Origin of the sequence: Nonomuraea sp. NPDC049400 (genome assembly GCF_044466425.1) — a bacterium.
Classification (GTDB): Bacteria; Actinomycetota; Actinomycetes; order Streptosporangiales; family Streptosporangiaceae; genus Nonomuraea.
The window spans coordinates 1-25,040 of sequence record NZ_JBITMP010000083.1 but is presented as its reverse complement, the minus strand read 5'-3'; the positions used below and the strand labels follow the sequence as shown (position 1 = coordinate 25,040).

Below are 25,040 nucleotides of genomic sequence, written 5' to 3'. Positions count from 1 at the left end.
CGGCGAGCTTGCGAGCGGCCTGGTCTGCCTTTGAGAGGCTAGTTGGCCGCCTACTGGGCCGATGTGACCCGGGAGAGTACTTTCCGTGCTCGCCGACAAGGTCGGACAGAGCCTCCGTCGCGGCGGTTCGGAGTAGGCACCTGTGGATCAGCGTCCGCTTCTCCGTGGGCCCGGTCCCCCAGACTGTGAGGCTCACCTCGACGACTCCTCGATGGTGATCGCCCGCGCAGGACAGCCACGCACGGAGGCTTCGGCCTTGCTTCTCAGCTCCGCAGGCGGGTGCTCGAGCCGCAGAACAGCTGTGTCCGTGGCATCGTCGAAGTCCCAGATCTCCGGCGCTTCGATCATGCAGTTCGCGTAGCCTCGGCACTTGTCGGCGTTGAGGGACAGCTTGGTGGCCATTCCGATCCAATCGTGTGATCTGGGCAGAGCAGCGGGGCGGGAGGGTCACAAGAACGCTTCGGCAGCACATTCCATGACGAAGTCGGGGTCGATCCGTGCATCGATCAGAAGCGATCGGGTCCTCGGCCCGTGCAGCCAATCGTCGATCGCTTGCAGGTCGGCAAGGGACCTCACCACCAGCGAGTCGAGCCCGAATGATGCGGCCACGGCGCCCAGCTCGACGGTCGGGAACTGGGCCAGGCTGACGTCGGCCGATGAGTTCGCGAAGTGGTGGACCTCGGCGCCGCCCGCCGAGTCGTTGTAGACGATGACGATGACAGGAACCGGACTACGGGCGAGGGTGTCGAGCTCCCCTGCTGCCATGAGCGCTCCGCAGTCACCCAGGCTGATGACCGTGAGCTGGTCGGGTCGGGCAACCGCTGCTCCGATCCCGGCGGCCAGACCAAGACCGATACTCTGGAAACCCGCCGGTGTGAAGACAAACGAGCGTCCGTCGCCAGCGGGCTTGGTGAACAGCGTCCCGTACCAGGCGTTGTCACCGCCATCGACCACCACTGTGCGGGTCGGCAACAGGGCGTCCAGCTCCGTTGCCATTTCTCGCGGGTTCAGCAGACCTGAGTCCCGGCCGGCACCCTCGTGCGCTGCATGTGTGCCGCTGGACCCCTGCAGCGCAGCCAGGGCTCGGTTACCGTCCCAGCCGTCTTCCTGCTCTGCGTCTCGCTCGCCGAGGCGTTCGATGATCTCGGCGACCACGAGCCGCGCGTCGCCACGACAGGCCACATACTCTCGGTCGAGGCTCGCATCAGGTTCAGTGGTGGAGATGTGGAGCATCCTGGCGCCCGCCGAGATCAGGTCGCCGTCGCCGGTCGTCCATGCGGTCAGTCGCGCGCCGATCGCGATCACCACGTCTGCGGCTCGAAGGACTTCCGCGGCCTCCTGCGTCGAGAAGCCACCGATGATGCCCAGGTTCCTGGAGTAGCCCGCAAGCGCTCCGTGGACGAGCGCGGTAGTCCCGGCCGGCGCGCGCAGCCGCCGGGCAAGTTGACGACACAGGTCCGTCGCGCCGGCGATCACTGCCCCGCGACCGACGATGATCACGGGCCGCTTGGCCGTTCGGATCGTGGCGACCGCCTCATCCATGGCGCCCCGAGCAGCAAGATGTGGCACAGGCCGCCATCCGGCCGCGTCGTAACGAGCCCGTGGCTCTGCCACAGGTGTCCGCAAGTGGTCGACCGGGACATTCACGAGCAGCGGTAGGGACTTCGCCCGCGCGGCCCGGATCGCGTCGCGTAGTTGGGCGCCGATGGGCTCCGCACCGTCCACGAGGAGGGTGCGGGCTAGCGCTCCGGCGGCATGGGCCAACCGCTCCTGGTCGATGTAGGAGTTTCCCCGCATCGCCAGCTGGGGGGTGGCGCCGGCAAGGACGATGGCGGGGATGCCGCTCTTGGCACACTCGACGAGCCCTGTCAGAGCGTTGGTAAGGCCAGGCCCTTGGTGGACCGTGCACACCGCCGACCTTCCCGAGACCTCGGTGTGCGCAGCAGCCATCATCATCGCGGCGTTCTCGTGACGCGCGTGCAGGAAGGACGCGCCGGCCTGTGCAGAGTAGGACGTCGCTTCGAGGTTTCCGCTGCCCAGGACACCGAAGAACTGCGTCACGCCGAGGTCGACCATGGCCTCCCCCACCACCTGTGCCAGCGGCCGCACGAGAGCCTCAGGGTCTAGCAGATGGGTGGTTGTTGCGATTGTGAGATGCGACATTTGGCTGAGTCCTCGGGGTGATGGCGGCTACGGCAGCTGCGTTCAGCAGGTGGGTGGGATGAGGTGCGACAAGTCAAGGCCTCGGCAGCGCCTCGATGGTCACCGGAAGCAGCCCCTGAGGCGTCTTCTGAACCTCGGTCAGGTAGGTCGGACCCACGATGGTGCGGCTGTCGTCGAACTTCAGCTCGCCACGAACGCCATCGACGCTCCCGATGCCACCGAGTGCGTCGTTGATGGACTCTCGGGTGACGGCGCCGCCGATGTCCTGCACGGCTCGGTCGAGAATGACGCCGACGTCATACATGGTTGCGGCCGGAGTGCTCGGGAGCACGTCGTACTCATCTTGGTAAGCAGCGACAAAGGCCTTGTTCTGCTCGTTGTCGAGGTCCCAGTTGTATCGGATGGCGTTGCGGACCCCGAGCGCAGCCTGACCCTCGGCCTTGAGCAGGGCAGCGCCGTCGGTCAGGAATGTCCCATAGAGCTTCACCTTGCTGCTGAGCCCGAAGGAGGCTGCCTGCTTCGTGAACTCGATGGCCTCGCCGCCGGCGTAGAAGCAGAAGACCTGGGAGGCGCCGGACGCGAGGATCTTCGAGATGTAAGGGGAGAAATCCGAAGTCGTCCCGAACGGCGTGTACACCTCACCGGCCACGCGGTCCGCCGGGAACGTGTCCTTGAAACCCTGAATCGTCTCGTGCCCACCGGCGTAGTCCGCGGCCATGAGGAACACATCGCCCGATGAACTGTCCTTGGCGAGATACGTGCCTAGAGCGCGTCCTGGATCGCGGTTGTCGTAAGCGGCCCGCCAGATCCAGTCCGAGGCGAGGTCACCGCCCAGCCCAATCGAACCGGTGTTCCCCAGCAGGACGGGCACCTTGCTGCTGTCGAAGATGTCGCGGCTGCCCATGGCAGTCGGCCCGGTGACGACTCCGACCACTACGTCGACCTGCTCCTGCTGAACCAGGCGAGTTGCAGCGACAACGCCGCTCTGAGGAGTCTCACCCTCGTCAACGGTGACCACCTCGACGTCGTGGCCGCCGATCTGGTTGTCGTGCTCCTTCAGGAACAGCCGGAACCCCTGCTCCATGTCTCGACCGACAGCGGAGTACACGCCTGACTGAGCGACTACGAGGCCCACCTTGAGCGTGTCGTCGCCGCCATCGTCGGACTGCCCGAGAGAGCTTCCGCCACACCCCGCCAGCATCGCCATTGCCGCGGCGACGACTGTCAGTCGTCCGCGTTTTGCGAGTGTCCACATGCCCATCGCGCGCCCTATCTGTTCGGAGAGTCAGGCAGGTCTCGCCCTTCACTTGGAGCGAAACGCTAGGGGGACCGCCGGGCCGCCTGCATTACCCGGACGGGTACAAGAACAGTCGCGAGCGGCGGGGTCATGGCGCTTTGCGATCGCCCAGGGCGTCTAGCCAGGAGCGGGCCGCAACGAATAAACCCGAACGGGTACTTCTGTGGCGGCGGTGATCGGCGTGCGGTGAAAGAAGGTTCCACGGACGTTGATGGCCAGGATCCCGATGACGAGGATGAAGAGCACCAGCAGCAATCGCAGCGAAGACCACGACGAGGTCGGAGAAAGCGCCACCGACCTGTTGGTGGCGCCAGCATCAAGTGCTGCTGGTGGGCTGACCAAGACGGTGCTGGAGACCGCGCTGGAGGAGGAGATCTCCTTGATCGTCAATAGAGCGGCCGCGGAGTTCATTGTGCAGCATGCCGGGTCCCCCTGACCGTAGGCGGCGATGATGAGCCAGGTCCACAGATCAGCGGCCTGTGGGTTGCGGAGCTTCGGCGTGGTCCAGCCGAGCGTCTGTTTCCAGAGCCGGAACGTATGCTCAAGATCGAATCCGCGGAGGAATGGCCTGAGCGGCGGTCACCGCCGCCACGTCGGCCTCGGCCTCCAGCCGGACGGCGTCCAGCACCGCGGTCGAGGAGGTCCGCCCCGTCTCCAGCGCGGCGATGATCCAGTACGGCCAGCCCGGGATCATCAGATGCTGATCCTTGCTGCGGCCGTAGGTGTGGCAGCACGATCGGCCTGGGCTGGTGGCCGCGTCGGGCCGCAGCCACGGGGAGACGTCCACCGCCAGGACCAGGCGGTCACCTGCGGTCCTGGGCAGCGGTTTGACCCAGGAAACTAGATCTAGTGATTGGACATCTCATGACACTGATCACGGCGTCTTATAGTCACTCATCAGCACCGTCGCGGAGCACCCGGTCGTCGCGCCGGTTACTGATCGCCCTTGCGGTGACCGCGCTCACCGCAAGGGCAAGCCTCGTCGTCTCCGCGCCGCCGGCCAATGCCGCCACCAGCCCGGATTACGGTCGGCGTGCAGGTCTTGACCCGAGCGAGATCCCTCATTAGCCTCCTGGTGAACGTTCACTATTTAGCCGATGCCAACCCGCGCTCACCTCCTCGGCCCGGCCTCATCACCCGATTCCCTGCTCTGGCACGCCCGTCGGGCATGGAAACAAAGGAAGCCCCCATGAACAACGGCGTTCGCCTGCCCCGGCGCGCTGGTTTCCGCGCTCTCGGCCTGGCCCTCACCTTGCTCCGGCCCCCGGCCGCGCCGGTACCCGTGCCGAGGCGAGCGGTGGGAATGTCACCATCCGCTTCAATTGGTGGGGCTCGAAGGCAGGCGTGCCGCTTCCCGACGACGCCAAGTGGCCCTGGGACGAGTACGTACAGCGCATCGCCGAGCGCTACCGGCGGGTCAACGCCCTCAGAGGGTGTCTTCGAACTCCATATGTGATCTTGAGGAACCGAGCGATCGGTTCGAGATCAGAGAAGACGTTGGATAGCGATATCGAGAAGAGGGCGGTATAGGCACACGTCATCGCGGGTCAATGGGTATGACGTTCTGATTTCACCACGACGAGCAGACCCGCCGTGATCAGCCCGCCGGCGTGCAGGCAGAGCGTTGGGACGATGCCGAGCCGTTCGCCGAGCACGCCCGCCAGCGCCATCCCGAGCAGTGACGTGGCGGCCTGGGCGCTGATGAGGAGCCCGAAGACCGCGCCTAACCGGTCGTCGCTGGTGGCTGTTTGGGCGAATGTGGTGAGTCCCGCCATCGCTGCTGCGGCCGGTAGCCCGGCCAGGGCGATCAGCGCGATGGCCGGCCATAGCTCATGCGTCAGGAGTGGGTAGGTGAACAGCGCCAGGTCGGCCAAGCCGAAGACGACCGTTCCCCATCCGAACAGCGCTCGCGGGGTGGCGTTCCCCGGGCGGGCGGCGATCGCCAGACCGCCGGCGATCCCGCCGACTGCCTGCGCCGACAGGAACAGCCCGTAGGCGTCCCCTTTTCCGCCGAGCACGTTGGCCACGAACGGCGCCGCGAGCGTCGCGAAGATGCCCTCGCCCAGCCCTGTGATCACCATGTATGCCACCAGCAGGCGCACGCCGCGGTTCGTTCTGGCCAGCCGCAGCCCGGAGACCCATTGCCCGCCCATTGTCGTCGCGGCCGTGGCGCGTCGAGCCGGCGTCCGCAGGCGTGCCAGTAGGAGTGCGGAGATCAGGAAGCCGGCCACGCCGATCCAGACGACGGCGGCCAGCCCGCCCGCGCTGACCGCGACCCCGCCCGCCAGCGCTCCCAGCAGTCTGGCGGCCTGGCCGGTCTGCCCGTGTAATGCGTTGGCCCTGACGAGCTGCGAGGCGGCCACGATCTGTGGCACGAGGGCTTTCTGGGCGGGGAACAGGACTGTGCTGAGCACGCCTGTCCACAAGGCGACGGCGTAGACGATCCACACCTGGCCCGGTTCACTTACCGCCAGGAGAGGCAGCAGCCCCAGCGCGAGCAGCACGTCCGTGATCGCCAGCAGCCTGCGGCGGTCCCATCGGTCGGCGAGCACGCCCGCCAGTGAGCCGAGCAGGACGTCCGGTAACCGGGCGGCCAGCAGCATGGTGGCGCTGGACAGTGTGGATCCGGTGAGTACGTAGACGTGGTAGGCCAGGCCGGTGCTGATGACCCAGTCACCGGTCTGCGAGATCAGCCCGGCCGTGAGTAGTCGCCGGTAGTCCTGATTCTTCCCGAGGAGGCTCCGGATCCCGCCCGGCGCCTCCTCGGTCGACTTTGCCGGAGCGCTCGTGGCCTCCCCCGCCGGTTCCTCTCCCGGCAAGGTGGCGTCCAAGGCGTCAGTCACCGGTGCCGGTGGTCGGGAGCGGAACCAGGAGGGTGGTCAGCAGGACGGGCCTGGCCCCCTCCGGCCGCTCGGACGGGTCGGCGATCCGCGCCATCAGCGGCTCCAGCAGCCGGTTGAACGCGGCGTCGAAGGAGGCGAGTTCGTCGGGTGTGACGTAGAGATAGGAGCTGCCGATCCCACCGGCCTTCCGCCATGCGTCCGGCTCCTCCATGCGGCGCTCCTGCCATTCGGCCAGTCGTGACAGCGCCCGTTCGGCGATGACCTGTTCCAGCAGGCCACGGGCGGCCGAGGCCTCGGGGGTCGACTCTGCGTCGGACCACTCCTGGGTCAGTGACGTCGCCTTCCACGGCCGTTCCCGCTCGTCGCGCGCCTCGGCCTGCTCCACGAAGCCGTACTTGGCGAGTTGCCGCAGGTGGTAGGAGGCCAGTGCCTGGCTGATGCCGACCTCGCGGGCGGCGTCCGCGGCGGTCGTGGCGCCGGCCCGCATCAGCAGCTCGTGCAGTGCCAGGCGGACGGGATGGGCGAATGCCCGCATGGCGGCCGGGTCGTCGAGCACACGTCGTGGCCTCTTCCTCCAGGATTCCAAAGACATACTTGGAATCCTGGGTCAATCAGGATCAGATGTCAAGGAACCTTTGGAATGTGAATGCATGCCGATCAAGGTGTGTTTGTTGCGCAGATACACATAGGGATCAGCCTGCCTGGGCCGGGTCAGGCTGACGCTTGGTCCATGCCCGGCCTGCCTGCCTCCGGGTCAGTCGCCGGCTCATGAGCGTGATTGCCGCGACGGTCAGGTGAGCTTCGCTGTGCGAGGGTTTGCGCTCAAAGTCGACCACGTTCCGGCGAGCGTTCATCAACCACCCGATCGTCCTCTCGACGATCCACCTTCGCGCGAGTACTTTGAACCCGGTCTGACCAGGCCGTTTCGTTACAACCTTCAGAGTGAGGTGCAGGAAGTGGCGGGCCCACTCGACCAGCGTCCCGGCGTAGGCGCTGTCGCCCCAGATGAGGGTGAGCTGCGGGTGCAGCATCCGCAGCCGGGCCAGTAATTCCCGGGCGGCGTCGCGGTCGGGCTGTCCAGCGGCCGTGACCATGACCATCATGAGCAGGCCGAACGTGTCCACGACCAGGTGACGTTTCCTGCCTCCCACCTTTTTCCCGGCGTCATAGGAGCGCGAACGCCCGGTGACGGTGGCCGCGGCGCGCACCGACTGGGAGTCGATGACGCCCGCGACCGGGTTGGGGCAGCGCCCAGCTCGCAACCGGATGGCACGGCGAAGCTCATCACGGACCCGGTTGAAAACCCCGGCCCGGGTCCAACGGCTGAAGAAGCCGAACACGGTCTGATAAGGCGGAAAGTCCGCTGGCAGGGCCCTCCACTTGCAGGCGTTGTCGGTCACGTACCTGATCGCGTCGAAGATGTCGCGGCGGTGGTGCTTTTCCGGGCGCCCACCGGTGCGCGTCCGGCAGGCGGGCACCGGCAGGAGGGGCTCGATCAACGCCCACTCCTCATCGCCGGTGTCGGACGGATAACGGCGCGGACGCATCGGCTCACGCTCGCCCGGCCTTGTTGAGCAGACCCAGCGCCGCCTGCACCACGTTGAGCTGGCCCAGCACCAGGTTGACCCACTCCTCCTCCGGCCGGGCGGCAGCGTGCGGTGCCACCGTCGCCGAGAGCAGGCGGCTGATCCGGGTCAGTTCGGTGCGCATCCGCGAGCGCTCGTATGCGATCCAGTCATCGGGTTGGGAGGAGAAACGGTAGCCGTCGGCGTAGGTCCAGATCAGCGGGGTCAAGTGGGCCATCGCGGAGACCTCCCGGATGTAGAGGATGCCCTTGCGGACCTGGTAGAGACTCAGTTTGGTGGCGCCGACCAGTTGCCGGGCGGTCAGTCCGGCCGGGCGGGCCTCCAGCAGCGCGAGACGAACCTGGTCGCCGCAGACGTTGGCGGCCAGGCCCCTGGAGGGCATGGCGCTACTCGCCGCGCAGCAGCCGGGCCAGGCCCTCGTCCAGGCTCACGTCGCCGGACTCCACGGCCGCCTCCAGCCAGTCGGCGGTCGCGCGCACCCGGCCGAGATTGCGCGCCACGACGGCCTTCTCCTCGGCGGTGAAGGCGTGCCCTCGAAGCGTCGGCAGCACCCGGCCCACCGCGGCCACGAACACCGAGCACGCGCCGACCAGTTCGATGAGGTCGCGGCTTCGCTCGATCCGGGGCAGCGCCGGGGTGCGCTCCCGGGCCGCCTCGCCGGCCTGCCTGGCCTGATCGACCTGCGCACGGTTGACCAGATGCCGGGCGGTGGTGTCGGTCATCGCCTTGAAGGCGACCTCCGGGCGGCGCAGCAGATCGGTCGCCACGGCGGCGGCGACCTGCTCGTCGCGGGCCAGGTCGTGGATGCGCTCCACCTTCTGCTGCACCGAGGTGGTGTCGGCGAACTTCTGGTCGACGGCCTGCTTGGCGGCCGTGTCGGTCCACCGGTGCGTCTGGGTGCGCCTGTCCAGCGGTGGCTTGGTGATGCGCTCCCACCGCTCCTCGTCATCGCGGAGCGAGGCCAGCGTCTTGTGAATGTAGTACGGGACCCTGTGCCGGCGGTGCTGAGCCGGCCAGCGGGAAGCCACCCAGCGATAGGTCTCCAGGGTTTTCACCGGAATCGCGAGATCGTCGGCGAACATCTGCAGGGATTCCAAGACGCCGAACAGCGCCTCGCCCCGGTCCGGATGCGCGCCGCCGTGCGGCTGCATCGGCTCGATTTCCAGCGCCAGGTCCCCGAGCTCGAACTGGGAACGGGTCTGGAGCTCAACCAGCTCCCGGGCACGGGTGATGATCTGTTCGTACCGCTCCTGGCTGACGTGACCGATCATGGTCGGCATGGTCCGCTCTCCCCTCGCACGCGACGTACGGGACAACGGCGGGATGCGGACCACCAACACCAAGCATCCTATTGATCACGTCTAGTGACAATCCCTGGCAAACAAGGTCTTTTGTGTTTCCCTAACGATCATCAACAGGGATCAAAGACACCTTCTCAGGCCGCAACCGATCCAGACGCCCAACGTGAACGCAGGCACGTCAATGGCCGACATCTTCGGTCGGATCAACCAGGACGTGCTCTTCGACCGGCTCACCCCTGGAGCAGGACGGCAGAAGCACGTCGCCGAATACAAGTCCCAGATATGAGAGAGGACCCGCTTTGCCCGACTCGCCCCTGACCGCTTTTCGTCGGCGGCTTCCCGGCATCGTCTACGGTGGTGACTACAACCCGGAGCAGTGGCCACGACAGGTGTGGCAGCAGGACGTACGGCTCATGAGAGAGGCGGGCGTCAGCCTGGTCAGCCTAGGTGTCTTCGCCTGGTCCGCGCTCGAACCGGCCGAGGGCCGGTTCGAGTTCGGCTGGCTCGATGAGATCATGGATCTGCTGTGGTCCAACGGCATCCTGGTCAACCTCGCAACCCCGAACGCCTCACCCCCGCCGTGGCTGGCCACCGACTTCCCTGAGACGCTCGGCGTCGACCGTCAGGGGTGCGCTTCGGCGTCGGCAGCCGGGGACACTTCTGCCCCTTCTCGGCGGTCTATCGCGACCGCAGCCGGCGCGTCGCGCGCAGGCTCGCGGAGCGGTACGGCGGACATCCCGGCCTGGCCATGTGGCACATCGGCAACGAGTACCACTCCTCGTGCTTCTGCCCCTCGTGCGACGACCGCTTCCGTCAGTGGCTCCAGGAGCGCTACTCCTCGCTGGAGGAGCTCAACCGCCGCTGGGGCACGATGGTCTGGAGCCAGCAGTACAGCGACTGGGCCCAGGTCCACCTGCCCCAGCCCGTGCGGTTGGGCCAACCCCGCCCGGGAGCTCGACTTCGGCCGTTTCACCTCCGACAACCTGCTCGACCTGGTCGTGCGGGAACGCGATCTGCTCCAGTCGATCACGCCGGACGTGCCCGTCACCACGAACTTCTTCCGGTGCCGGCTGATCGACAGCCACCGCTGGGCGCAGGAGCTGGATATGGTGGCCTTCGACTGCTACCCGGATCCGGCGAAGCCGGAGTCGGTGATCACTGCGGCGTTCCAGTACGACCTGATGCGGTCAATCGGCGGCGGCGAGTCTTGGATGCTGATGGAGCAGGCCGTCGGCGCGGTCAGCCAGTGGCAGATCAACCTGGTCAAGCAGCCGGGACGGATGCGCCTGGGCTCCTACCAGGCCATGGCGCACGGGTCCGACGCGGTCATGTTCTTCCAGTGGCGGGCCGCGCGGCAGGGACAGGAGAAGTTCCACTCGGCGATGGTGCCGCACGGGGGCGAGAAGACACGCTCGTGGCAGGAGGTGGTGGCGCTCGGCAGCGAGCTGGGGCGGCTGGCAGAGGTCGCCACGGCACGCACCCAGGCCGAGGTCGCCCTGGTGTGGGACTGGCAGAACTGGTGGGCGGTCGAGGGATGCGCTCATCCGGTGAACACCTTCGACTACGTGGACACCGTGGCCCGCCACCACCGGGCGTTGTGGAACGGCCACGTCGCCGTCGACGTCGTCACCCTCGACGATGACCTGTCGCCCTACCGAGTCCTGGTGATCCCGAACCAGTACATGATGAGCCCCGCGCAGACCGAGGCCGTCCGGCGGTTCGTCGCCGAAGGCGGGCATCTGCTGGCGTCCTTCTTCTCGGGGATCGTCAACGAGGACGACGAGGTCGTCGAGAACGGCTACCCCGGGGCGCTCCGAGAAGTGATCGGCGTCCATGTCAGGGAGTTCTCCCCCCTTCTGGACTCGGTGACCGTGCGCGCCGCTGACGGCCAGACTCTGCTCGACGGTGGCTTCACCGCGACCTGCACCTTGTGGCAGGACGACATGGCCGTCGAGACCGCCCGCCCGCTCGCCGTGTACGACGAGGGCTACCTCGCCGGCCAGCCGGCGATCGTCGACCACGAACTCGGCCAGGGCCACGCCGTCTACCTTGGCACCCGCCTGGACGACGATGCGCTCGAAACGCTGGTGAAGCAGGTTCTCGACCGTGCCGGTGTCCGCTCTGTGCACGCCGCGCCACGAGGGGTCGAGGTCGCCGAGCGGCGGACCGCGACACACAGGTTCCTGTTCCTGCTGAACCACCGCCAGGACAAGGCCGCCGTGGTTCTCGACCGTTCCGGCGTCGACCTCATCACCGGGCGCCGTCTCGTGCCCGGGGAGGAACTCGTGCTCGACGCCGCGGACGTCGCCGTTGTGCAGTCGCCCCTGATCCCTTCACCCTGAGGACGATGAAGGAGCTCTGCACACCCCTGGCCAGAGGGCCAGACAAGGAGAGCGCGCGGCCTGGACGCTCTTGCTCGCGTGGTTCCAAAAAGTGTTATCCGGGCGCCCACAGCCCGTCTCCTGCGGGTGAAAGATCGTCTCGCGGCTGCCGTGCGGGGAATGAGATTCATCTCCCACAGATGGGCTGACCGTCGTCAGGCAGGGGATGGAGTTCCAGGATGGCCAGTAGCGGGTCAGGTAGGCGCCCGACTGGGAATACCAGGTCGCATAGACCTTCTCGACCCGCAGGTCACGCAGCGGGTTGTTGCGCCTAGGGCTCTTCAACGCCGCACCCGCCTGGCTGAGGATGTCCCACACCAGCCCACCTTCGGAATCGGCGGCGGAGTTGGGCGCCCGGCCGGGGCAGCCGCGCAGGTCGGGCCAGGACAGCGTGCCGTACCGGGACGGGTCGAACTTCTTCCATGACGCGATCGCGTTCGGCGCGCTGGTGGTACCGACGTAGGCATCACCGCGTCGCAGGTACTCATCGTGGGAGGTCATGATGTCGGTCACGACCGTTCCCGCTCTCGCTCCTTGTCCCAGCGGCGTTCCACCTTGGCCAGCGCGTAGCGCTCACTGAGCTTGACTCTGTGGGCTTTCCTCCGCGAGAACTACACGAACTGCAGCTGCGCAACCGCGCGGAGCAGCGAGAACCGGACTGGCACAAGCGCTACGCGGTGCGTTCCGGCATCGAGGGCTCGCCCGCGACGACTTTCGCATCGACTTCGACCGCCAGGAAGTCACCTGCCCGCCGGCGGTGTTCCTGGACGCCATCGTGGTCAAAGTCCGCGACAACAACACCGTCCAGGCCAGAGGAGTCGATCGCGCAGTTCGAGGCCGATCGGGACCGGAACTTATACAAGATCTGGAATCGGTTGTCCTCGGGCTCGTATTTCCCGCCGCCGGTGAAGGCGGTGGAGATCCCCAAGCCGGGAGGTAAGGGGGTGCGGGTGCTGGGCGTGCCCACGTGCCTCGCGGACTGCGCGTTCACGCAGAAGGAGCGAGGTTTCGGAATCGTTCGTCACGATCACTCACCCGTTCCATCCGCTGCGCGGGAAGCGGCTGCGCGTGCTGTTCGAACGCAGGCTGTCCGCTGGGCTGGCGTTGTCTTGTGAGGGTGGTCCGCTGGGCACCATCATGGTGCCGGTGGAGTGGACCGACCGAGGCCAGGACACCAGCGAGCCCGAGGCGACGGAGACTGCGCTGAGTTACGAGGCTCTGGTGGAGCTCGCCGCTCTCGTCGCCGCGTTGAAGGGCCGCCAGCAGGACTGAAATGCCAGGCTGTCACTGTCGCGATTGCCCGGAATGTGGTGACGCTGCCTGGAATGTGGTGTCCCGTCGGTGGTATTTCTCGCACTATCCATAACGGATTGTGACCGTTGCGGGTGGTGTTGGTCGTTCGTCTCCTCTGTCATGGTGCGAGTAGTCATTGCCGGGACCGGATGGTCTTTTCGGGGAAGAAGGGCCAATCCGGTTCAAGTGGTGATGAATCATGACAATCGAGGCTGGCGGTCTTGGCGCAGGCGAGAAGAACCACCTGGATCCGCCGGGACCGGGTGGCTTGACCGCATGCGCCGAGGTGATCGCGGTGCTGGCGAACATGCTGGAATCCGCCCTGGCCAGCGGCCCGCAGACGGTGTCGGCGCACCGGATGCGCGAGAAGGCGCCCGGCGGTGACGCTGCCGCCGTGGCAAGCGGTGAAGGCGACGGAGCGAGCACCGATGATCCGGGGAGAGTCGAAGGTGATGCGTTCGCACCTGGAACGCGTCGCGATCGTGTATGTCCGCCAGTCGACGCTGGTCCAGATCCGCGAGCACACCGAGTCGACCCGGCGCCAGTACGATCTGGCCGATCTGGCGGCTCGGATGGGCTGGGACGGGTGCGACATCGAGGTGATCGACTGCGATCTGGGGTTGTCGGGACGCAGCGCCACCCGCAGGGACGGGTTCAAGCAGCTGGTCGCTCGCATCTGCCTGGGCGAGGTGGGGGCGGTGTTCGGACTGGAGGTCTCCCGGCTGGCCCGCTCCAACGCGGACGTGGCCCGCCTGCTGGAGCTGGCCCGCTTCACCGACACCCTGGTGATCGACACCGACGGGGTCTATGACCTGTCCGACATCAATGACCGGTTACTGCTGGGCTTGAAGGGCCAGATGGGCGAGGCCGAGCTGCACTGGCTGACCAGCCGGATGAACGAGGCCAAACGCGCTGCGGCCGCCCGCGGGCAGTTGCGGCTGCCGCTGCCGGTCGGGTTCTTCTACGACGAAGACCAGAACGTGGTCATCGATCCGGACGAGGAGATCGCCACCGCGATCGCGGACGTGTTCGCCGCGTTCACCGCGACCGGGTCGGCCTACGGGGTGGCTGGGGCGTTCGCCGGACGCCGCTTCCCACGCCGCGCTTATGGCGGGGTCTGGGCCGGGCAGGTCCGCTGGGGGCGGCTGACCCATGCACGGGCCGTCGCGATCTTGCGCAACCCGGTCTATGCCGGCGCCTACGTTTACGGACGCCGCAAGTCGCGCCAGGTCGTCCATGCTGATGGCAGCGTGCACGCCGCCGTCACCGAGCTGCCCCGCGAGCAGTGGGAGGTCCTGCTCCTGGATCACCATCAGGGTTACCTGTCCTGGGAGCAGTACCTGACCAACCAGGCCAAACTGGCGGCCAATCGCACCAACGCCGGAGCCCGCCCGCCCCGCGAGGGCAGCGCACTGTGTCAAGGCATCGTGCTGTGTGGCGGCTGCGGCCGGTCCATGCAGGTCCGCTACCAAGACCGGCTACCCCGCTACGAATGCAGCCATTCCCGCGCTGATCACGTTGCCACGCCGTGGTGTGGGTCGATCCGCGCCGACATCATCGATGTCGCGGTCGCCGAGGCGTTCTTGGCCGCGGCCGATGCATGTCAGCTGTCCCTGGCGCTGGCGGCGGCCGAGGAGGTCACCGCCCGCCATGCCCGCGGCCTGCGCGGCGCCGAGCTCGCCGTCGAACGCGCCCGCTATGCCGCGCAACGCGCCGAACGCGCGTTCTTGGCCTGCGAGCCGGAAAACCGGCTGGTCGCTCGCACCCTGGAGGCCCGCTGGGAGAGCGCGCTGGCCGACCTGGCCGAGGCCACCGCGATGCTGGCCACGATCAGCCAAGCCCAGCCCGCCGTCCCCGACCCCGGCCAGTTGGCTGCCGCCCTCACCGACCTGCCTGCCCTCTGGCAGGCCACCACCACTAGCGACAAAGACCGCAAACGACTGCTGCGCACCACGCTGGCCGACGTCACCATCACCGCCGACCACGACGACCCGACGCTCGTCCATATCGGCCTGCGGTGGAGATCAGGAGCCACCGACCTGCTGCACCTGCGGCGCGGCAAACGCGCCCCCACCGCCCGCACCACCGACCCCGCAGCGATCGACCTCGCCATGCGGATCGGCCCGGCCTGCGACAACGCGGCCCTGGCCGCCGCGCTGAACGCCGCCGGTCACCGGACCGGCACCGGGCAGCCCTTCGACGGCGTGGCCGCCGCGAACCTGCGCCACTACCACCACATTCCCTATCCCGGGCTGTTGCACGACGGTGAACTCACACCCCGCCAGGTCGCCGCCCGCATCGGCGTGTCCGTCGGCACCATCCACTACTGGATCAACGCCGGTTACCTGGCCGCGCGCCGTGGCCCCGCCAACCGGTGGGCGATCCCGTTCCCGCCCGAGGTCGAAGCCGCCTGCACCGACCGGGCGGCCAGCTCCACGCACCAGCACCGTGACCAGGACCATCAGCCCCGCCAACCACACGAGCTGAGCGTCGCCCAGGTCGCCCACCGGCTCGGCGTCAAACCCGACGTCGTCTACCGATGGACGCAGTGGAGCTACCTGCCGGCCCGCCGCGGCCTGGCCGGACGGCTGTGGATCGACTTCACCCCCGCCGTTGAGGAAGCCTGCCTGCAGAGAATCGCCAGCTCACCCAAGCTCCCCGCCGATATCAAAGCCCAAGCCCAGCAACGTCTGAAAAGGAAGGCAGTATGAAATACGCGTCCCGACCGTGGCCGACCGGGTGGCCCAGACGGTGGTGCGGATGTATCTGGAGCCGGAGGTCGAGCCGATCTTCCATCCGGATTCGTACGGCTATCGGCCGGGCAAGTCGGCGCTGGATGCGGTCGGGGCGTGCCGGGTGCGATGCTGGAGGAAGGACTGGGTGATCGATATGGACATCCGGGCCTTCTTCGACACCGTGCCGCATGAGCTGGTGCTCAAGGCCGTCGCCAAGCACGTCTCCGCCGATCAGCGGTGGATCCTGCTGTATGTCCAGCGATGGCTGACCGCCCCGCTGCAGCAGCCGGATGGCACCCTACTCGCCCGAGATCGCGGAACTCCGCAAGGATCGGCGACTCTCCATTGCTGGCCAACCTGTTCATGCATTACGCGTTCGATGTGTGGCTGGTCCGGGAGTTCCCGAAGGTCACGTTCGAGCGGTACTGCGACTTATGCCGACGTCGGCATAAATCGCATTATGCCGAGGTCCGGGTTATGCCGACCCGGTTTGAAAGTTGCCTGGTCAAGGCGGCGGGCAAGGTCTTGATGTCGGCATAATCCTGCGCGTTTGCTGGTGATCTGCCTGTCTGGTTCGTGTCAGTGGTTCCTCCGGACGGGAGATGATCATGGAGACGGACGTGGATGCCGGCTGCGCGTCGGCGGGCGACGGCAGCGCGGGGCTGCTGGCGGAGTTCCGTACGTGGCTGGACCGGGAACGGGGCCTGTCGCCGGTGTCGGTGCGCTGCTATTCCAAGCAGGCGAAGGCTTTCCTGGCCGCGATAGGCGGGCCAGGTGCGGTGAGCGACCTGGACGCGGCCAAGGTCACCGCGTTCATGGTGGACTACTCCCGGGACCGCAATACCTGGTCGGCGAAGGCGATGGTGACGTCGCTGCGGGCGTTCCTGCGGTTCGCGCACGTGATCGGGCGGACTGCCGTTCCGCTTGCTGGGGCGGTCCCGGCGGTCGCGTCATGGCGGCTGTCCGCGCTGCCGCGCGGGCTACCGTCGGCCGAGAGCGAGCTGCTGCTGGCGGGCTGCGACCGGGACACGGCGGTCGGCCTGCGCGATTACGCGGTCCTGTCGCTGTTGGCCCGGCTCGGGCTGCGCGGGGCCGAGGCTGCCGGGCTGCAGCTCGGTGACATCGACTGGCGGGCCGGCGAGATCGCTGTCACAGGCAAGGGCAGCCGCACCGAGCGGCTTCCCCTGCCAGCCCCGGCCGGGGAGGCGCTGGCCGCCTGGATCTGCGGCGGCCGTCCCACCTGCCGGTCGCGGGCGGTGTTCGTGACGGTGCGGCGGCCTTACCGGCAGCTGACGCCGGAGGCGGTCCGCGCGATCATGGGCCGGGCCTGCGACCGGGCCGGGCTCGAGCGCCGCGGCGCGCACCGGCTCCGGCACGCGCTGGCGACCGAGATGCTGCGCGCCGGCGCGTCGCTGCCCGAGGTCGGGCAGGTGCTGCGGCACCGCAGCCAGCTGTCCACCTCGCTCTATGCCAAGGTCGACCAGGACGCGCTGCGCCCGCTGGCGCGCCCGTGGCCCGGAGTCGGCCGGTGAGCCCGCTGCGGGCCAGGGCCGAGGAGTACCTGGCCATGCGCCGCGCGCTCGGCTTCAAGCTCACGACCCAGGGCCGGCACCTGATGAGCTTCGTCCGGTTCTGCGAGGAGCGCTGCGTCGTCCGCGTGACAGCCGACCTGGCGATCGAGTGGGCGACCCAGACCAGCCGGGGCAGCGGCGACGAGGTCTACCAGGCCCGGCGGCTCGACGTCGTGCGGATCTTCGCCCGGCACCTGCAGGCGCTGGACCCGGCCACCGAGGTCCCGCCCGCCGACGTGCTGTCACGCCGTTACCGGCGGATCCCGCCCTATCTCTACTCCCCGCAGGAGGTCGCCGCGCTCATGGGCGCAGCCGGCACTCTCGCGCCGGCGCTGCGGGCGGCGACCTGGCGCACGCTGATCGGGCTGCTGGCCGTGACCGGCATGCGCCAAGGCGAGGCGTGCCGCCTTGAACGGGACAACGTGGACCTGCAGGCCGGGACGCTTGTGATCGCCGACTCCAAGTTCGGCAAGTCCCGGCTGGTGTTCCTGCACCCGACCGCGGCCGCCGCGCTGCGCGCCTATGAGCGGGCCCGCGACCGGCTCTTCCCGGAACCGATGGGAGGCACGTTCCTCATCAACAGCCGCGGCGGGCCGCTGGACGGGCACAACATCCAGCACACGTTCGCCGCGCTGATCGCGGCGGCGGGCATCCAGGCGCCGCCCGGCCGGCGTCCTCCCCGCCTGCACGACCTGAGGCATTCGTTCACGGTCGCGACGATGCTGGACTGGTATCGCGACGGCGGGAACGTGCAGGCCCGGCTCCCGCTGCTGTTCACCTGGCTCGGCCATGTCGACCCGAAATCGACCTACTGGTATCTCCAGGCCGTCCCCGAGCTCCTCGCCCTGGCAGCCGGCCGACTCCAACAGCAGGCCGACGGGCGGGCGGTCCGATGACCGACCTTTCCCCCATCCTGCAGAAATTCTTCACCGACCGGCTGGCCCGGCAGAAGAAGGCCAGCCCGAACACGGTCGCGGCCTACCTCGACACCTGCCGGCTCCTGCTCGCCTTCGCCCGCGACAAGACCGGCAAGCCGCCCAGCAAGCTCAGCCTCGCCGATCTCGACGCCACACTGATCGGCGCGTTCCTGCAGCACCTGGAGGATGACCGGGGGAACGGCTCAGCCACCCGCAACGCCCGGCTGGCCGCGATCCACTCGCTGTTCGGCTATGCGGCCCCACGCGCGCCCGAGCACGCCGCCGTGATCAGCCAGGTCCTGGCCACCCCGCCCCGCCGACGCGAGCGCGCCATCGTCAGCTACCTCGCCCCCGAAGAAGCCGACGCCCTGCTCGCCGCTCCCGACCGCAAGACCTGGCACGGACGCCGCGACCACGCCCTGCTCCTGCTCGCAGTCCAGACCGGCCTGCGGGTATCGGAACTCACCGCACTCACCTGCCAGGACGCGCACCTGGGCACCGGCCCGCACGTCCGCTGCCACGGCAAGGGACGCAAAGACAGGGCGACCCCGCTGACCAGCCAGGTCGTCAGGGTGCTGAAGACCTGGCTCGCCGAACTCGGCCCCGGCCCCGGACCCGGACCCGGCATGCCGCTCTTCCCGACCCGGGCAGGCGGACGGCTCTCCCGTGACGCCGTCGAGCGGCTCGTCACCAAGCACGCAACCGCAGCCTCGGGCGATTGCCCCTCGATCAAGGAGAAGAACGTCACCCCGCACACCCTCAGGCACACCGCCGCCATGTCACTCCTGCGGGCCGGAGTCGATACCTCGGTCATCGCCCTCTGGCTCGGCCACGAGAACGCCGAGACCACCCAGGTCTATCTCCACGCCGACATGAGCATCAAGGAACAGGCCCTCGCCCGCGTCCAGCAACCGGGCACCAGCCCCGGACGCTACCGCGCACCCGACACCCTGCTCGCGTTCCTCGACACCCTCTAGCCACCGCCAGGAACAACCGGATTATGCCGATCCAGGAACGGCGAACTGCCTGCTGACCAGGCGTTCTCCGGGGCCGGTCGGCATAATCCGGGCCTCGGCATAAGCCGACGATTACGTGGCGATGTGCCACAGCAGCGAGCAGGCCGAGCAGGTCAAGGCCAACCTCATGGCATGGCTGGAGCCGAGAGGACTCCGCTTCAACGAGGACAAGACACGCATCGTCCACGTTGAGGAAGGATTCTCGTTCCTGGGCTTCGACATCCGCCGCCAAGTCGATGGGCAGGGCAGCGGAAAGCTGCTCATCACTCCCAGCAAGGAGTCGGTCAAGCGGCTCCGGAAGCGGCTGTCCGCCGCCGTGCGCTCCATGCACGGCGCGAACGCGGCCGCAGTGGTGTTCCGGCTCAACCCCACCATCCGGGGATGGGCGGCCTACTACCGGAGCGTGGTCTCCAGCCGGATCTTCACCGGCCTGGACCACCACGTCTGGCACCTCACCTATCGGTGGGCCAGACGCTCGCACCCGAACAAGTCGAGGGGCTGGGTCGCAACCCGCTACTTCGGCAAGTTCCACAAGTCCCGGCAGGACCGGTGGGTGTTCGGTGACCGCGACAGCGGCGCCTATCTCACCAAGTTCGCCTGGACGAAGATCGTCCGGCATGTCCCGGTCCACGGCGGAGCATCTCCGGATGACCCCGTCCTGGCCGAGTACTGGACCGAACGGCGGCGCAAGAAGAAGGCCCCACCCGTGGACGAGCACACCGCCCGGCTTCTGCGAAGCCAAGGCGGACGCTGTCCCGCATGCGGGGGATTCCTGCTGCACGCCGAGCACGAGCCACGCAGTCCACGAGAGTGGGAGCAGTGGTTCATGACCGTCCGACGGGTGCTGGCCAAACAGCACATCGTCGAACAGGTCGACGGCCAGAACCGGACCTTCTACCGGCTCCTCCACGCGCACTGCCGACGGCAGATCCTTGCCGGAAGAGCAGTGCACCAGCCATGACGCCGACGCGGAAACCTCGTCGTCCTCGGGGCTTGCTTGAGCCGTGGTGCCTGGAAAGCGGGCACGCCCGGTTCTTAGGGGGCGGGGACGCAGCAATGCGTCCCCGCTACCCGACGGTTCCACATCCAGCGGCGCCGCAAGAGGGGGACCAGCAAGAAGTACGTCTACACCTATCCGTCGAAGAAGGCCCTGGCCTCGATCATGGCCAAGGTGCGGGTGTTAACGAGCAGATCGCGGTTCAAGACCCTCGCCGACCTGCTGCGCCAGCTCAACTGGACGCTGCGGGGATGGTGCAATTTCTTCCGGCACGGCGTGTCCGCGCGCACCTTCCGCTACCTGGACCTGTTCGCCTGGCGGCGGGTCACCCGGTGGCTGCGCAAACGACACATCGGGTTAACTGGAAGGACCTCTACCGGCGGTTCCTGACCGGTCGTCCCGGTCATCGGCCGAAAGAGGGCAAGGTGGAGCTGTTCCTTTGCCAGAAGGTGGAGGTCACCCGCTACCGCTGGCGCGGATTCAACATCCCCACCCCATGGGCAACGACAACCGCAACCGCATAGCCAGAGGGAATCCGTGGAGCGCCGGATGCTCGGAGACGGGCACGTCCGGTGCGGAGGACGGACCGGGGAGACAGGCCGGGAGAGATCTCGGAACTGCGCCCCGGTCCGACCCCTACACCAAGTTGCCCGGTCCAGCCGAGCGGCAGTTCTACGAGCTTCAACCTTCTCTACCGCTACATCACCCAAGGCCGGGTCGAAGCCGACCGCCTGCCCATCTCCCCACGCCGCCTGGCCCGGCTCGTGCTCACCCAACCCGGCAACCTCAAAGACGAGCACCGCCGCCTGCTGGACGACCTCACCACTGCCTGCCCCGAGATGATCGACCTGGCCTTTGAGCCAGATCCCCTGAAGTGACCGCGGTTGTTGGTCGGTGGTGACCGCACCTGGCGCGGTCGTGGGGCCGGTGTTGGCGGCATTTGACCGCGGGGTTGCTTGCGGTGGAAGGATGTTTGTGCTCTGGATGAGGAGCACCGGTGCCTCCAACGTCGAAGGTAGAGCTCTACGCGGCGATACGCCGGGATGCCCGTGCCGGCCTGTCCGGGCGTGCGCTGGAACGTAAGTACGGCGTCGAGCGGCGCACGGTGGTCAAGGCGGTGGCCTCGGCCTGGCCGGAGCCGCAGACCGGCCGCATCCGTACCTGGGCACGCCGAAGACCGTCGTGCCGCTTCGACCTGCACCCTTGTCCCTGGGTTCTCCGGTGACCCGCACGAAGACCATCGACGATCCCGCGTAGACCGCGATCAGCAGGATCAGAAGCCGTTGCGCATCTACCGTCAGCGACGGCGACTCGAGCCTTGAGCTTTGCACGCGGTTCATGCTGGTCGGGGCGCTCGCTCATACGGCGGAAGCACGGTGACGTGTGCACACCGAGCCTGCCTTTTCAGGGCTCTGGGTCCGTGGTGTGGGTGTGTCGGTGGTGGGCGTAGTCGCTGGTGTGTTGTTCGGCCCAGTCCTGCAGGTGTTGCAGTGCTGAGGTGACGCCGCGGGCGAGGTCGGTCAGGGCGTACTGCACCGTCGGTGGGCGGCTGGTGAGCACGGTGCGGGTGATCAGTCCACCGGCTTCGAGGTCGCGCAGGGTCTGCGCGAGCATCTTGTCGCTGACGCCGCCGGCCCGCCGGCGCAGCTCGGACCAGCGTTGCGGGCCGTCCATGAGGTCGACCAGGACCAGGGCGGCCCACCGGGCGGTGACCAGGTCGAACAGCTGCCTGCCGGGGCAGGCGGGATCGCGGACGTTGCCCCGCGCGCTTACCTGCATGTGCTCACCTCACCTAAAGGTATGTACTTCCCAAAAGAAGGTTACTCGGTCAGAGTGAGTGACCCAACCGCTGATCGTCAAGGAGTACCTGTGGTAACCGACGTTGCCGTGACCGGCGCCGCGAACACCGTGACGGTGCTCGGCGGCCCCACCGCGCTGATCCGCCTGGCCGGCTGGACGCTGCTGACCGACCCGACCTTCGACGCCGCCGGCACCGAGTACCAGAACGGCCCGGTCATGGTGCGCAAGACCGCTGACCCGGCGCTGAAGCCCTCACAACTGCCCGCCCTCGACGCCGTCCTGGTCAGCCACACCGAGCACCAGGACAACCTCGACACCGCCGGGCGTACGGTGGCCTCCGGTGCCTCGGAGGTGTTGACCACCGTCGCCGGCGCCGAAGATCTCGGGGGCGCAGCCGTCGGCCTGGAGCCCTGGCAGACCCGGACCCTGTCGAAGCCGGGCCGCACGCCGCTGAACATCACCGCGGTCCCCGCCCGCCACGGTCCCATCGGCACCGAGGCCATCACCGGTCCGGTCACCGGCTTCCTCCTGCACACCGACGACGGCTCGGCACCGACGGTGTACGTCTCCGGTGACACCGTCGACCTGGACGCAATGAGCGCCCTGGCCGACCGGTACCGCGTAGACGTGGCGCTGCTGCACCTGGGCGCGGCAGGCTTCGAGGCATTCGGTGACATACGACTGTCACTGACCGCGGCCCAGGCCGTCGAGGCCCGCCGCCTGCTCGGCGATCCCCTCGTGGTGGCCGTGCACGCCGAGGGCTGGGCCCACTACACCGAAGACCGCAACCACGTCCAGCAGACCTTCGACGCCGCCGGCGTCCCCCTGCACTGGCCCACTCTGGGGCGGCCCGTCACCCTGCCGGACCCGCACACCCGCTGACACCTCACCCAGGGCCGGCGCCGGCGCACCAGCCCGCCCCTTCTACGCCGCCGGAGACGCGGGAGCGGCTGCGGTCACCGCACTGTACGAGGGCCTCGCCATCGTGCCGGACAACACCAGCAACGCGCACGACAGCGCCCAGCAGCTTCTGGGGCTGACGCCGCGCACCCACCAGTCAATGGCTCACGCAGATCGGCCCGTAGCCGACCCGCCCGTCCGCAACGAAAAAACGAAAAGGAAAGAACATGACACCGGAAGTCGTGCACGAGCGCTTCGCCCAGTACCTCAAGGACCAGGACCTCGACGGACTGGGTTCCCTGTTCGACGAACACGCCATGTTTGTACCGGGACCGGGACAGCAGCCGGTCTACGGCAGGGAAGGCATCAAGGAAGCGCTGAAGCCCTACCTCGCCTCGCCCAGCACCATGGAGGTGAAGGCCACGTCGGTCCATCAGAACGGCGACCTGGCGATGGTCCAGCCGTCCTGGCGGATCACGAGCGAGGGCGGCACCGTGGAAGGAAAGGCGGTCGAGGTGATGAGGAGGACGACCGAGGGGGACTGGGTCTACATCATCGACAACCCCTACGGCGTCTGATTCTCGTCATCCCGGCATCACCGTCGGGCGACGGAACCTCGTCACGGCAGCGGCGGCCGTATCGACTTTCTCGATGCGGCCGCCGCTTGCTTTCCGGCGTAGCTGACACGGTCATGATCCGGTGTGGTCCGGGCGCAGTTGGCTGGGGAGGGAGCAGGTCTTCGACGTGGCGTGCCAGCCGCCCGTCAATCACGACGCCCGCAGCCTGGTCGGGCTGTCGGTCAATCCCGGCTGCGCCCGGCGCGCCCTGCTGGACGCCTGCGGCGCCGACAAGGGCAAGGTGGCCCGTCAGGCGGGCTACCCATGGCAGTTCGGCCTGTCGCGGTTCGCGCAGGCTCGAGGTAACGCCTTCGAGCATCAGGTCAAGGACTACGGCGGCGCGCGCCTGCTCGCGCTGTTGCGCGAGAGCCTCGGCCTGCCGATCGAGCAGGTGGCCTACATTCCGCTGGAAAGCGTCGGCGACAGCACTAGTGTGATGCGCCGGAAATTACATACTTAAGTACGCTGCTGATTTTGGGTGGTTGGCGGGTTGATCTTGTTGAGGTAGTCGGCGAGGGATTTGAGGATCTCGTCGGCGGTCTTTGTCCAGGTGAACGGCCGCGGGTCCTCGTTCCATGTGTCGATCCATGTCTTGATGTCGTTCTCGAGAGCCTTCACGGAGGTGTGGACGCCGCGGCGGATGAGTTTGTCGGTTAGCAGGCCGAACCACCGCTCGTTGTCGGCGTACAGCTCGGTGTGCGCCATCGCGTACAGATGAGAATGCGCCATTCGCATGCGGTGACCGTGTGATTACTGAGAGTCTTGCCGTGCTCTGTTCAGGGTTGGAGGAGGGCGGCTGACGGTGGTCTTGGATCCGCATCGCTGGTTGGAGCTGAGGCGGTTTCGCGCTCTGTATGAGTCCGGCGCGATGAGCCTGCGGGAGATCGCGGCCGCGACCGGCTTGAACCGGCGGACGGTGGCCAAGTACCTGACCGGCGAGGTGGCGATGGTTCCGCCGAAGCGCTCCTCGATCAGCCGGCCGCGGCCGCGAGTCATCGATCAGGTCGCACCGCTGATCGACGCGATGTTGCGGGCCGAGATCCTGCTCAAAGGCGCGGTCATCCACGAACGGCTGGTCGCCGACTACGCCTTCACCGGCACCTATCAACGGGTGAAGATCTATCTGCAGGAGGCCCGGCCGCGGATCGCGGCCGAGCTGGGCATCAGCCCGTACGAACTGGCGGGACTGCACCGCCGCTTCGAAGTGGTCCCAGGCGCTCAAGCGCAGGTCGACTGGGGCGATGAAGGCAAGATCTTGGCCCATGTCGGCATCGCCAAGGTCTACTCCTTCCACATGACGCTGTCGTACTCGCGGGACCCGTTCTGCTGCTTCACCACCAGCCAGGACCTGGCAACCTTCTTCGACTGCCATCGCCGGGCGTTCGAGCACTTCGGCGGCGTGCCGATGTCGATCGTCTACGACCGCACCAAGACCGTGGTGCGCCGGCACGTGGCCCCGGGCAAGGCGGTCCCGCTGCACCCCGAGGCGGTCGCGTTCGCTGGCCACTACGACTTCGACCCTGACGTGCTGGCCGCCTACCGGCCCACCGGCAAAACGTTGGCTTCACACTGCACCCCTTCGGTTCGATTCGCTTGTTCCTGGTGTTTGTGCAGGTCGCCGGT

The 25,040-nt window shown here is 67.7% G+C and carries 29 protein-coding genes and 2 pseudogenes; 18 read left to right on the top strand and 13 right to left on the bottom strand.

Going from position 1 to position 25,040, the window contains the following annotated elements; all coding sequences use genetic code 11:
* Nucleotides 1-192 precede the first annotated feature (192 nt).
* The 3 genes from ACIBVN_RS56615 to ACIBVN_RS56605 form a co-directional block, all read right to left on the bottom strand.
* On the bottom strand, nt 193-402 hold the full coding sequence (locus tag ACIBVN_RS56615) for a ferredoxin (protein ID WP_397150534.1): 210 nt from the start codon (nt 400-402) through the stop codon (nt 193-195).
* A gap of 45 nt (nt 403-447) precedes the next feature.
* A complete protein-coding gene (locus ACIBVN_RS56610) occupies nt 448-2,163 on the bottom strand; it encodes a thiamine pyrophosphate-binding protein (RefSeq protein ID WP_397150532.1) in 1,716 nt (571 codons plus the stop codon).
* A gap of 73 nt (nt 2,164-2,236) precedes the next feature.
* Nucleotides 2,237-3,424 carry an ABC transporter substrate-binding protein gene (locus ACIBVN_RS56605; protein ID WP_397150530.1) on the bottom strand — a complete coding sequence of 396 codons (1,188 nt, stop codon included), beginning with the start codon at nt 3,422-3,424 and terminating at the stop codon, nt 2,237-2,239.
* 271 nt (nt 3,425-3,695) lie between these two features.
* Between ACIBVN_RS56605 and ACIBVN_RS56600 the strand changes: the two genes are divergently transcribed.
* On the top strand, nt 3,696-3,896 hold the full coding sequence (locus tag ACIBVN_RS56600; protein ID WP_397150528.1) for a hypothetical protein: 201 nt from the start codon (nt 3,696-3,698) through the stop codon (nt 3,894-3,896).
* A gap of 105 nt (nt 3,897-4,001) precedes the next feature.
* Here ACIBVN_RS56600 and ACIBVN_RS56595 read toward each other — a convergent pair whose 3' ends face one another.
* From ACIBVN_RS56595 to ACIBVN_RS56570, 6 genes are all read right to left on the bottom strand, one after another.
* Nucleotides 4,002-4,283 carry a transposase gene (locus tag ACIBVN_RS56595; protein ID WP_397150554.1) on the bottom strand — a complete coding sequence of 94 codons (282 nt, stop codon included), beginning with the start codon at nt 4,281-4,283 and terminating at the stop codon, nt 4,002-4,004.
* 724 nt (nt 4,284-5,007) lie between these two features.
* Nucleotides 5,008-6,303, bottom strand: coding sequence for an MFS transporter (locus ACIBVN_RS56590; protein WP_397150526.1), 1,296 nt, complete (start codon nt 6,301-6,303; stop codon nt 5,008-5,010).
* The gene (locus ACIBVN_RS56585) at nt 6,296-6,859 is read right to left on the bottom strand and encodes a helix-turn-helix domain-containing protein (protein WP_397150524.1); all 564 of its coding nucleotides are present in this window, start codon (nt 6,857-6,859) and stop codon (nt 6,296-6,298) included. The genes ACIBVN_RS56590 and ACIBVN_RS56585 overlap by 8 nt, the downstream gene beginning before the upstream one ends.
* Nucleotides 6,860-6,995: 136 nt before the next feature.
* A complete protein-coding gene (locus ACIBVN_RS56580) occupies nt 6,996-7,850 on the bottom strand; it encodes an IS5 family transposase (RefSeq protein ID WP_397150522.1) in 855 nt (284 codons plus the stop codon).
* A 4-nt stretch (nt 7,851-7,854) separates the two neighbouring features.
* Nucleotides 7,855-8,271, bottom strand: a complete 417-nt coding sequence (locus ACIBVN_RS56575) for a hypothetical protein (RefSeq protein ID WP_397150520.1) — start codon at nt 8,269-8,271, stop codon at nt 7,855-7,857.
* A gap of 4 nt (nt 8,272-8,275) precedes the next feature.
* A complete protein-coding gene (locus tag ACIBVN_RS56570; protein WP_397150518.1) occupies nt 8,276-9,169 on the bottom strand; it encodes a DUF6192 family protein in 894 nt (297 codons plus the stop codon).
* Between the two features lie 434 nt (nt 9,170-9,603).
* On the opposite strand from ACIBVN_RS56570, the pseudogene ACIBVN_RS56565 reads away from it, so the two are divergent.
* The 3 genes and pseudogenes from ACIBVN_RS56565 to ACIBVN_RS56555 form a co-directional block, all read left to right on the top strand.
* Nucleotides 9,604-10,061, top strand: a pseudogene (locus ACIBVN_RS56565) (beta-galactosidase); the annotation flags it as partial.
* A gap of 73 nt (nt 10,062-10,134) precedes the next feature.
* Nucleotides 10,135-10,629: pseudogene (locus tag ACIBVN_RS56560) on the top strand (beta-galactosidase); the annotation flags it as partial.
* The gene (locus tag ACIBVN_RS56555) at nt 10,615-11,532 is read left to right on the top strand and encodes a beta-galactosidase trimerization domain-containing protein (protein WP_397150552.1); all 918 of its coding nucleotides are present in this window, start codon (nt 10,615-10,617) and stop codon (nt 11,530-11,532) included. The pseudogene ACIBVN_RS56560 and the gene ACIBVN_RS56555, both read left to right, overlap by 15 nt.
* On the opposite strand, the gene ACIBVN_RS56550 is transcribed toward ACIBVN_RS56555, so the two are convergent.
* Entirely contained in the window at nt 11,524-12,084 is a 561-nt protein-coding gene (locus ACIBVN_RS56550; protein ID WP_397150516.1) for an alpha/beta hydrolase domain-containing protein, read from the bottom strand. The two genes, ACIBVN_RS56555 and ACIBVN_RS56550, sit on opposite strands and share 9 nt — an antisense overlap.
* A gap of 157 nt (nt 12,085-12,241) precedes the next feature.
* Nucleotides 12,242-12,499, bottom strand: a complete 258-nt coding sequence (locus ACIBVN_RS56545) for a hypothetical protein (RefSeq protein WP_397150514.1) — start codon at nt 12,497-12,499, stop codon at nt 12,242-12,244.
* A 98-nt stretch (nt 12,500-12,597) separates the two neighbouring features.
* Between ACIBVN_RS56545 and ACIBVN_RS56540 the strand changes: the two genes are divergently transcribed.
* The 10 genes from ACIBVN_RS56540 to ACIBVN_RS56495 all read left to right on the top strand — a co-directional run bounded on the left by ACIBVN_RS56540 (nt 12,598) and on the right by ACIBVN_RS56495 (nt 21,325).
* Entirely contained in the window at nt 12,598-12,843 is a 246-nt protein-coding gene (locus ACIBVN_RS56540; RefSeq protein WP_397150550.1) for a DUF5372 family protein, read from the top strand.
* Between the two features lie 473 nt (nt 12,844-13,316).
* A complete protein-coding gene (locus ACIBVN_RS56535) occupies nt 13,317-15,575 on the top strand; it encodes a recombinase family protein (RefSeq protein ID WP_397150512.1) in 2,259 nt (752 codons plus the stop codon).
* A gap of 1 nt (nt 15,576) precedes the next feature.
* A complete protein-coding gene (locus ACIBVN_RS56530) occupies nt 15,577-16,128 on the top strand; it encodes a reverse transcriptase domain-containing protein (RefSeq protein ID WP_397150548.1) in 552 nt (183 codons plus the stop codon).
* 79 nt (nt 16,129-16,207) lie between these two features.
* A complete protein-coding gene (locus tag ACIBVN_RS56525) occupies nt 16,208-17,131 on the top strand; it encodes a site-specific integrase (protein WP_397150510.1) in 924 nt (307 codons plus the stop codon).
* The gene (locus ACIBVN_RS56520) at nt 17,128-18,066 is read left to right on the top strand and encodes a tyrosine-type recombinase/integrase (protein WP_397150508.1); all 939 of its coding nucleotides are present in this window, start codon (nt 17,128-17,130) and stop codon (nt 18,064-18,066) included. Before ACIBVN_RS56525 ends, ACIBVN_RS56520 begins: the two co-directional genes overlap by 4 nt.
* The gene (locus ACIBVN_RS56515) at nt 18,063-19,064 is read left to right on the top strand and encodes a tyrosine-type recombinase/integrase (RefSeq protein ID WP_397150506.1); all 1,002 of its coding nucleotides are present in this window, start codon (nt 18,063-18,065) and stop codon (nt 19,062-19,064) included. Before ACIBVN_RS56520 ends, ACIBVN_RS56515 begins: the two co-directional genes overlap by 4 nt.
* A gap of 121 nt (nt 19,065-19,185) precedes the next feature.
* A complete protein-coding gene (locus tag ACIBVN_RS56510) occupies nt 19,186-20,064 on the top strand; it encodes a group II intron maturase-specific domain-containing protein (protein ID WP_397150504.1) in 879 nt (292 codons plus the stop codon).
* Nucleotides 20,065-20,265: 201 nt separating this feature from the next.
* Nucleotides 20,266-20,490: a group II intron maturase-specific domain-containing protein gene (locus tag ACIBVN_RS56505; protein ID WP_397150502.1), complete on the top strand. Its 225-nt coding sequence runs from the start codon at nt 20,266-20,268 to the stop codon at nt 20,488-20,490.
* A gap of 182 nt (nt 20,491-20,672) precedes the next feature.
* The gene (locus ACIBVN_RS56500) at nt 20,673-20,978 is read left to right on the top strand and encodes a hypothetical protein (protein WP_397150501.1); all 306 of its coding nucleotides are present in this window, start codon (nt 20,673-20,675) and stop codon (nt 20,976-20,978) included.
* Between the two features lie 119 nt (nt 20,979-21,097).
* The gene (locus ACIBVN_RS56495; protein WP_397150499.1) at nt 21,098-21,325 is read left to right on the top strand and encodes a hypothetical protein; all 228 of its coding nucleotides are present in this window, start codon (nt 21,098-21,100) and stop codon (nt 21,323-21,325) included.
* Between the two features lie 179 nt (nt 21,326-21,504).
* Here ACIBVN_RS56495 and ACIBVN_RS56490 read toward each other — a convergent pair whose 3' ends face one another.
* Entirely contained in the window at nt 21,505-21,879 is a 375-nt protein-coding gene (locus ACIBVN_RS56490) for a winged helix-turn-helix transcriptional regulator (protein WP_397150497.1), read from the bottom strand.
* Between the two features lie 90 nt (nt 21,880-21,969).
* Here ACIBVN_RS56490 and ACIBVN_RS56485 point away from each other — a divergent pair, with 90 nt between their 5' ends.
* From ACIBVN_RS56485 to ACIBVN_RS56475, 3 genes are all read left to right on the top strand, one after another.
* Nucleotides 21,970-22,782, top strand: a complete 813-nt coding sequence (locus tag ACIBVN_RS56485) for an MBL fold metallo-hydrolase (protein WP_397150495.1) — start codon at nt 21,970-21,972, stop codon at nt 22,780-22,782.
* Between the two features lie 245 nt (nt 22,783-23,027).
* Nucleotides 23,028-23,378 (top strand): YybH family protein, encoded by a 351-nt coding sequence (locus ACIBVN_RS56480; RefSeq protein ID WP_397150493.1) that lies wholly within the window; start codon nt 23,028-23,030, stop codon nt 23,376-23,378.
* A 166-nt stretch (nt 23,379-23,544) separates the two neighbouring features.
* Entirely contained in the window at nt 23,545-23,877 is a 333-nt protein-coding gene (locus ACIBVN_RS56475) for a hypothetical protein (protein WP_397150491.1), read from the top strand.
* On the opposite strand, the gene ACIBVN_RS56470 is transcribed toward ACIBVN_RS56475, so the two are convergent.
* Complete coding sequence (locus ACIBVN_RS56470; protein WP_397150489.1) at nt 23,874-24,152, bottom strand: hypothetical protein; 279 nt, start codon at nt 24,150-24,152, stop codon at nt 23,874-23,876. The two genes, ACIBVN_RS56475 and ACIBVN_RS56470, sit on opposite strands and share 4 nt — an antisense overlap.
* Nucleotides 24,153-24,285: 133 nt before the next feature.
* Here ACIBVN_RS56470 and istA point away from each other — a divergent pair.
* The coding region (istA, locus tag ACIBVN_RS56465) for an IS21 family transposase (protein ID WP_397150487.1) at nt 24,286-25,040 on the top strand (755 nt) is incomplete at its 3' end.

What these genes read in the sequence shown, in the direction of transcription:
- ACIBVN_RS56615 (WP_397150534.1), bottom strand. Translation starts at nt 402, where the DNA reads ATGGCCACCAAGCTGTCCCTCAACGCCGACAAGTGCCGAGGCTACGCG.
- ACIBVN_RS56610 (WP_397150532.1), bottom strand. Translation starts at nt 2,163, where the DNA reads ATGTCGCATCTCACAATCGCAACAACCACCCATCTGCTAGACCCTGAG.
- ACIBVN_RS56605 (WP_397150530.1), bottom strand. Translation starts at nt 3,424, where the DNA reads ATGGGCATGTGGACACTCGCAAAACGCGGACGACTGACAGTCGTCGCC.
- ACIBVN_RS56600 (WP_397150528.1), top strand. Translation starts at nt 3,696, where the DNA reads ATGAAGAGCACCAGCAGCAATCGCAGCGAAGACCACGACGAGGTCGGA.
- ACIBVN_RS56580 (WP_397150522.1), bottom strand. Translation starts at nt 7,850, where the DNA reads ATGCGTCCGCGCCGTTATCCGTCCGACACCGGCGATGAGGAGTGGGCG.
- ACIBVN_RS56575 (WP_397150520.1), bottom strand. Translation starts at nt 8,271, where the DNA reads ATGCCCTCCAGGGGCCTGGCCGCCAACGTCTGCGGCGACCAGGTTCGT.
- ACIBVN_RS56570 (WP_397150518.1), bottom strand. Translation starts at nt 9,169, where the DNA reads ATGCCGACCATGATCGGTCACGTCAGCCAGGAGCGGTACGAACAGATC.
- ACIBVN_RS56535 (WP_397150512.1), top strand. Translation starts at nt 13,317, where the DNA reads ATGCGTTCGCACCTGGAACGCGTCGCGATCGTGTATGTCCGCCAGTCG.
- ACIBVN_RS56525 (WP_397150510.1), top strand. Translation starts at nt 16,208, where the DNA reads ATGGAGACGGACGTGGATGCCGGCTGCGCGTCGGCGGGCGACGGCAGC.
- ACIBVN_RS56515 (WP_397150506.1), top strand. Translation starts at nt 18,063, where the DNA reads ATGACCGACCTTTCCCCCATCCTGCAGAAATTCTTCACCGACCGGCTG.
- ACIBVN_RS56510 (WP_397150504.1), top strand. Translation starts at nt 19,186, where the DNA reads ATGTGCCACAGCAGCGAGCAGGCCGAGCAGGTCAAGGCCAACCTCATG.
- ACIBVN_RS56505 (WP_397150502.1), top strand. Translation starts at nt 20,266, where the DNA reads ATGGCCAAGGTGCGGGTGTTAACGAGCAGATCGCGGTTCAAGACCCTC.
- ACIBVN_RS56490 (WP_397150497.1), bottom strand. Translation starts at nt 21,879, where the DNA reads ATGCAGGTAAGCGCGCGGGGCAACGTCCGCGATCCCGCCTGCCCCGGC.
- ACIBVN_RS56480 (WP_397150493.1), top strand. Translation starts at nt 23,028, where the DNA reads ATGACACCGGAAGTCGTGCACGAGCGCTTCGCCCAGTACCTCAAGGAC.
- ACIBVN_RS56470 (WP_397150489.1), bottom strand. Translation starts at nt 24,152, where the DNA reads ATGCGAATGGCGCATTCTCATCTGTACGCGATGGCGCACACCGAGCTG.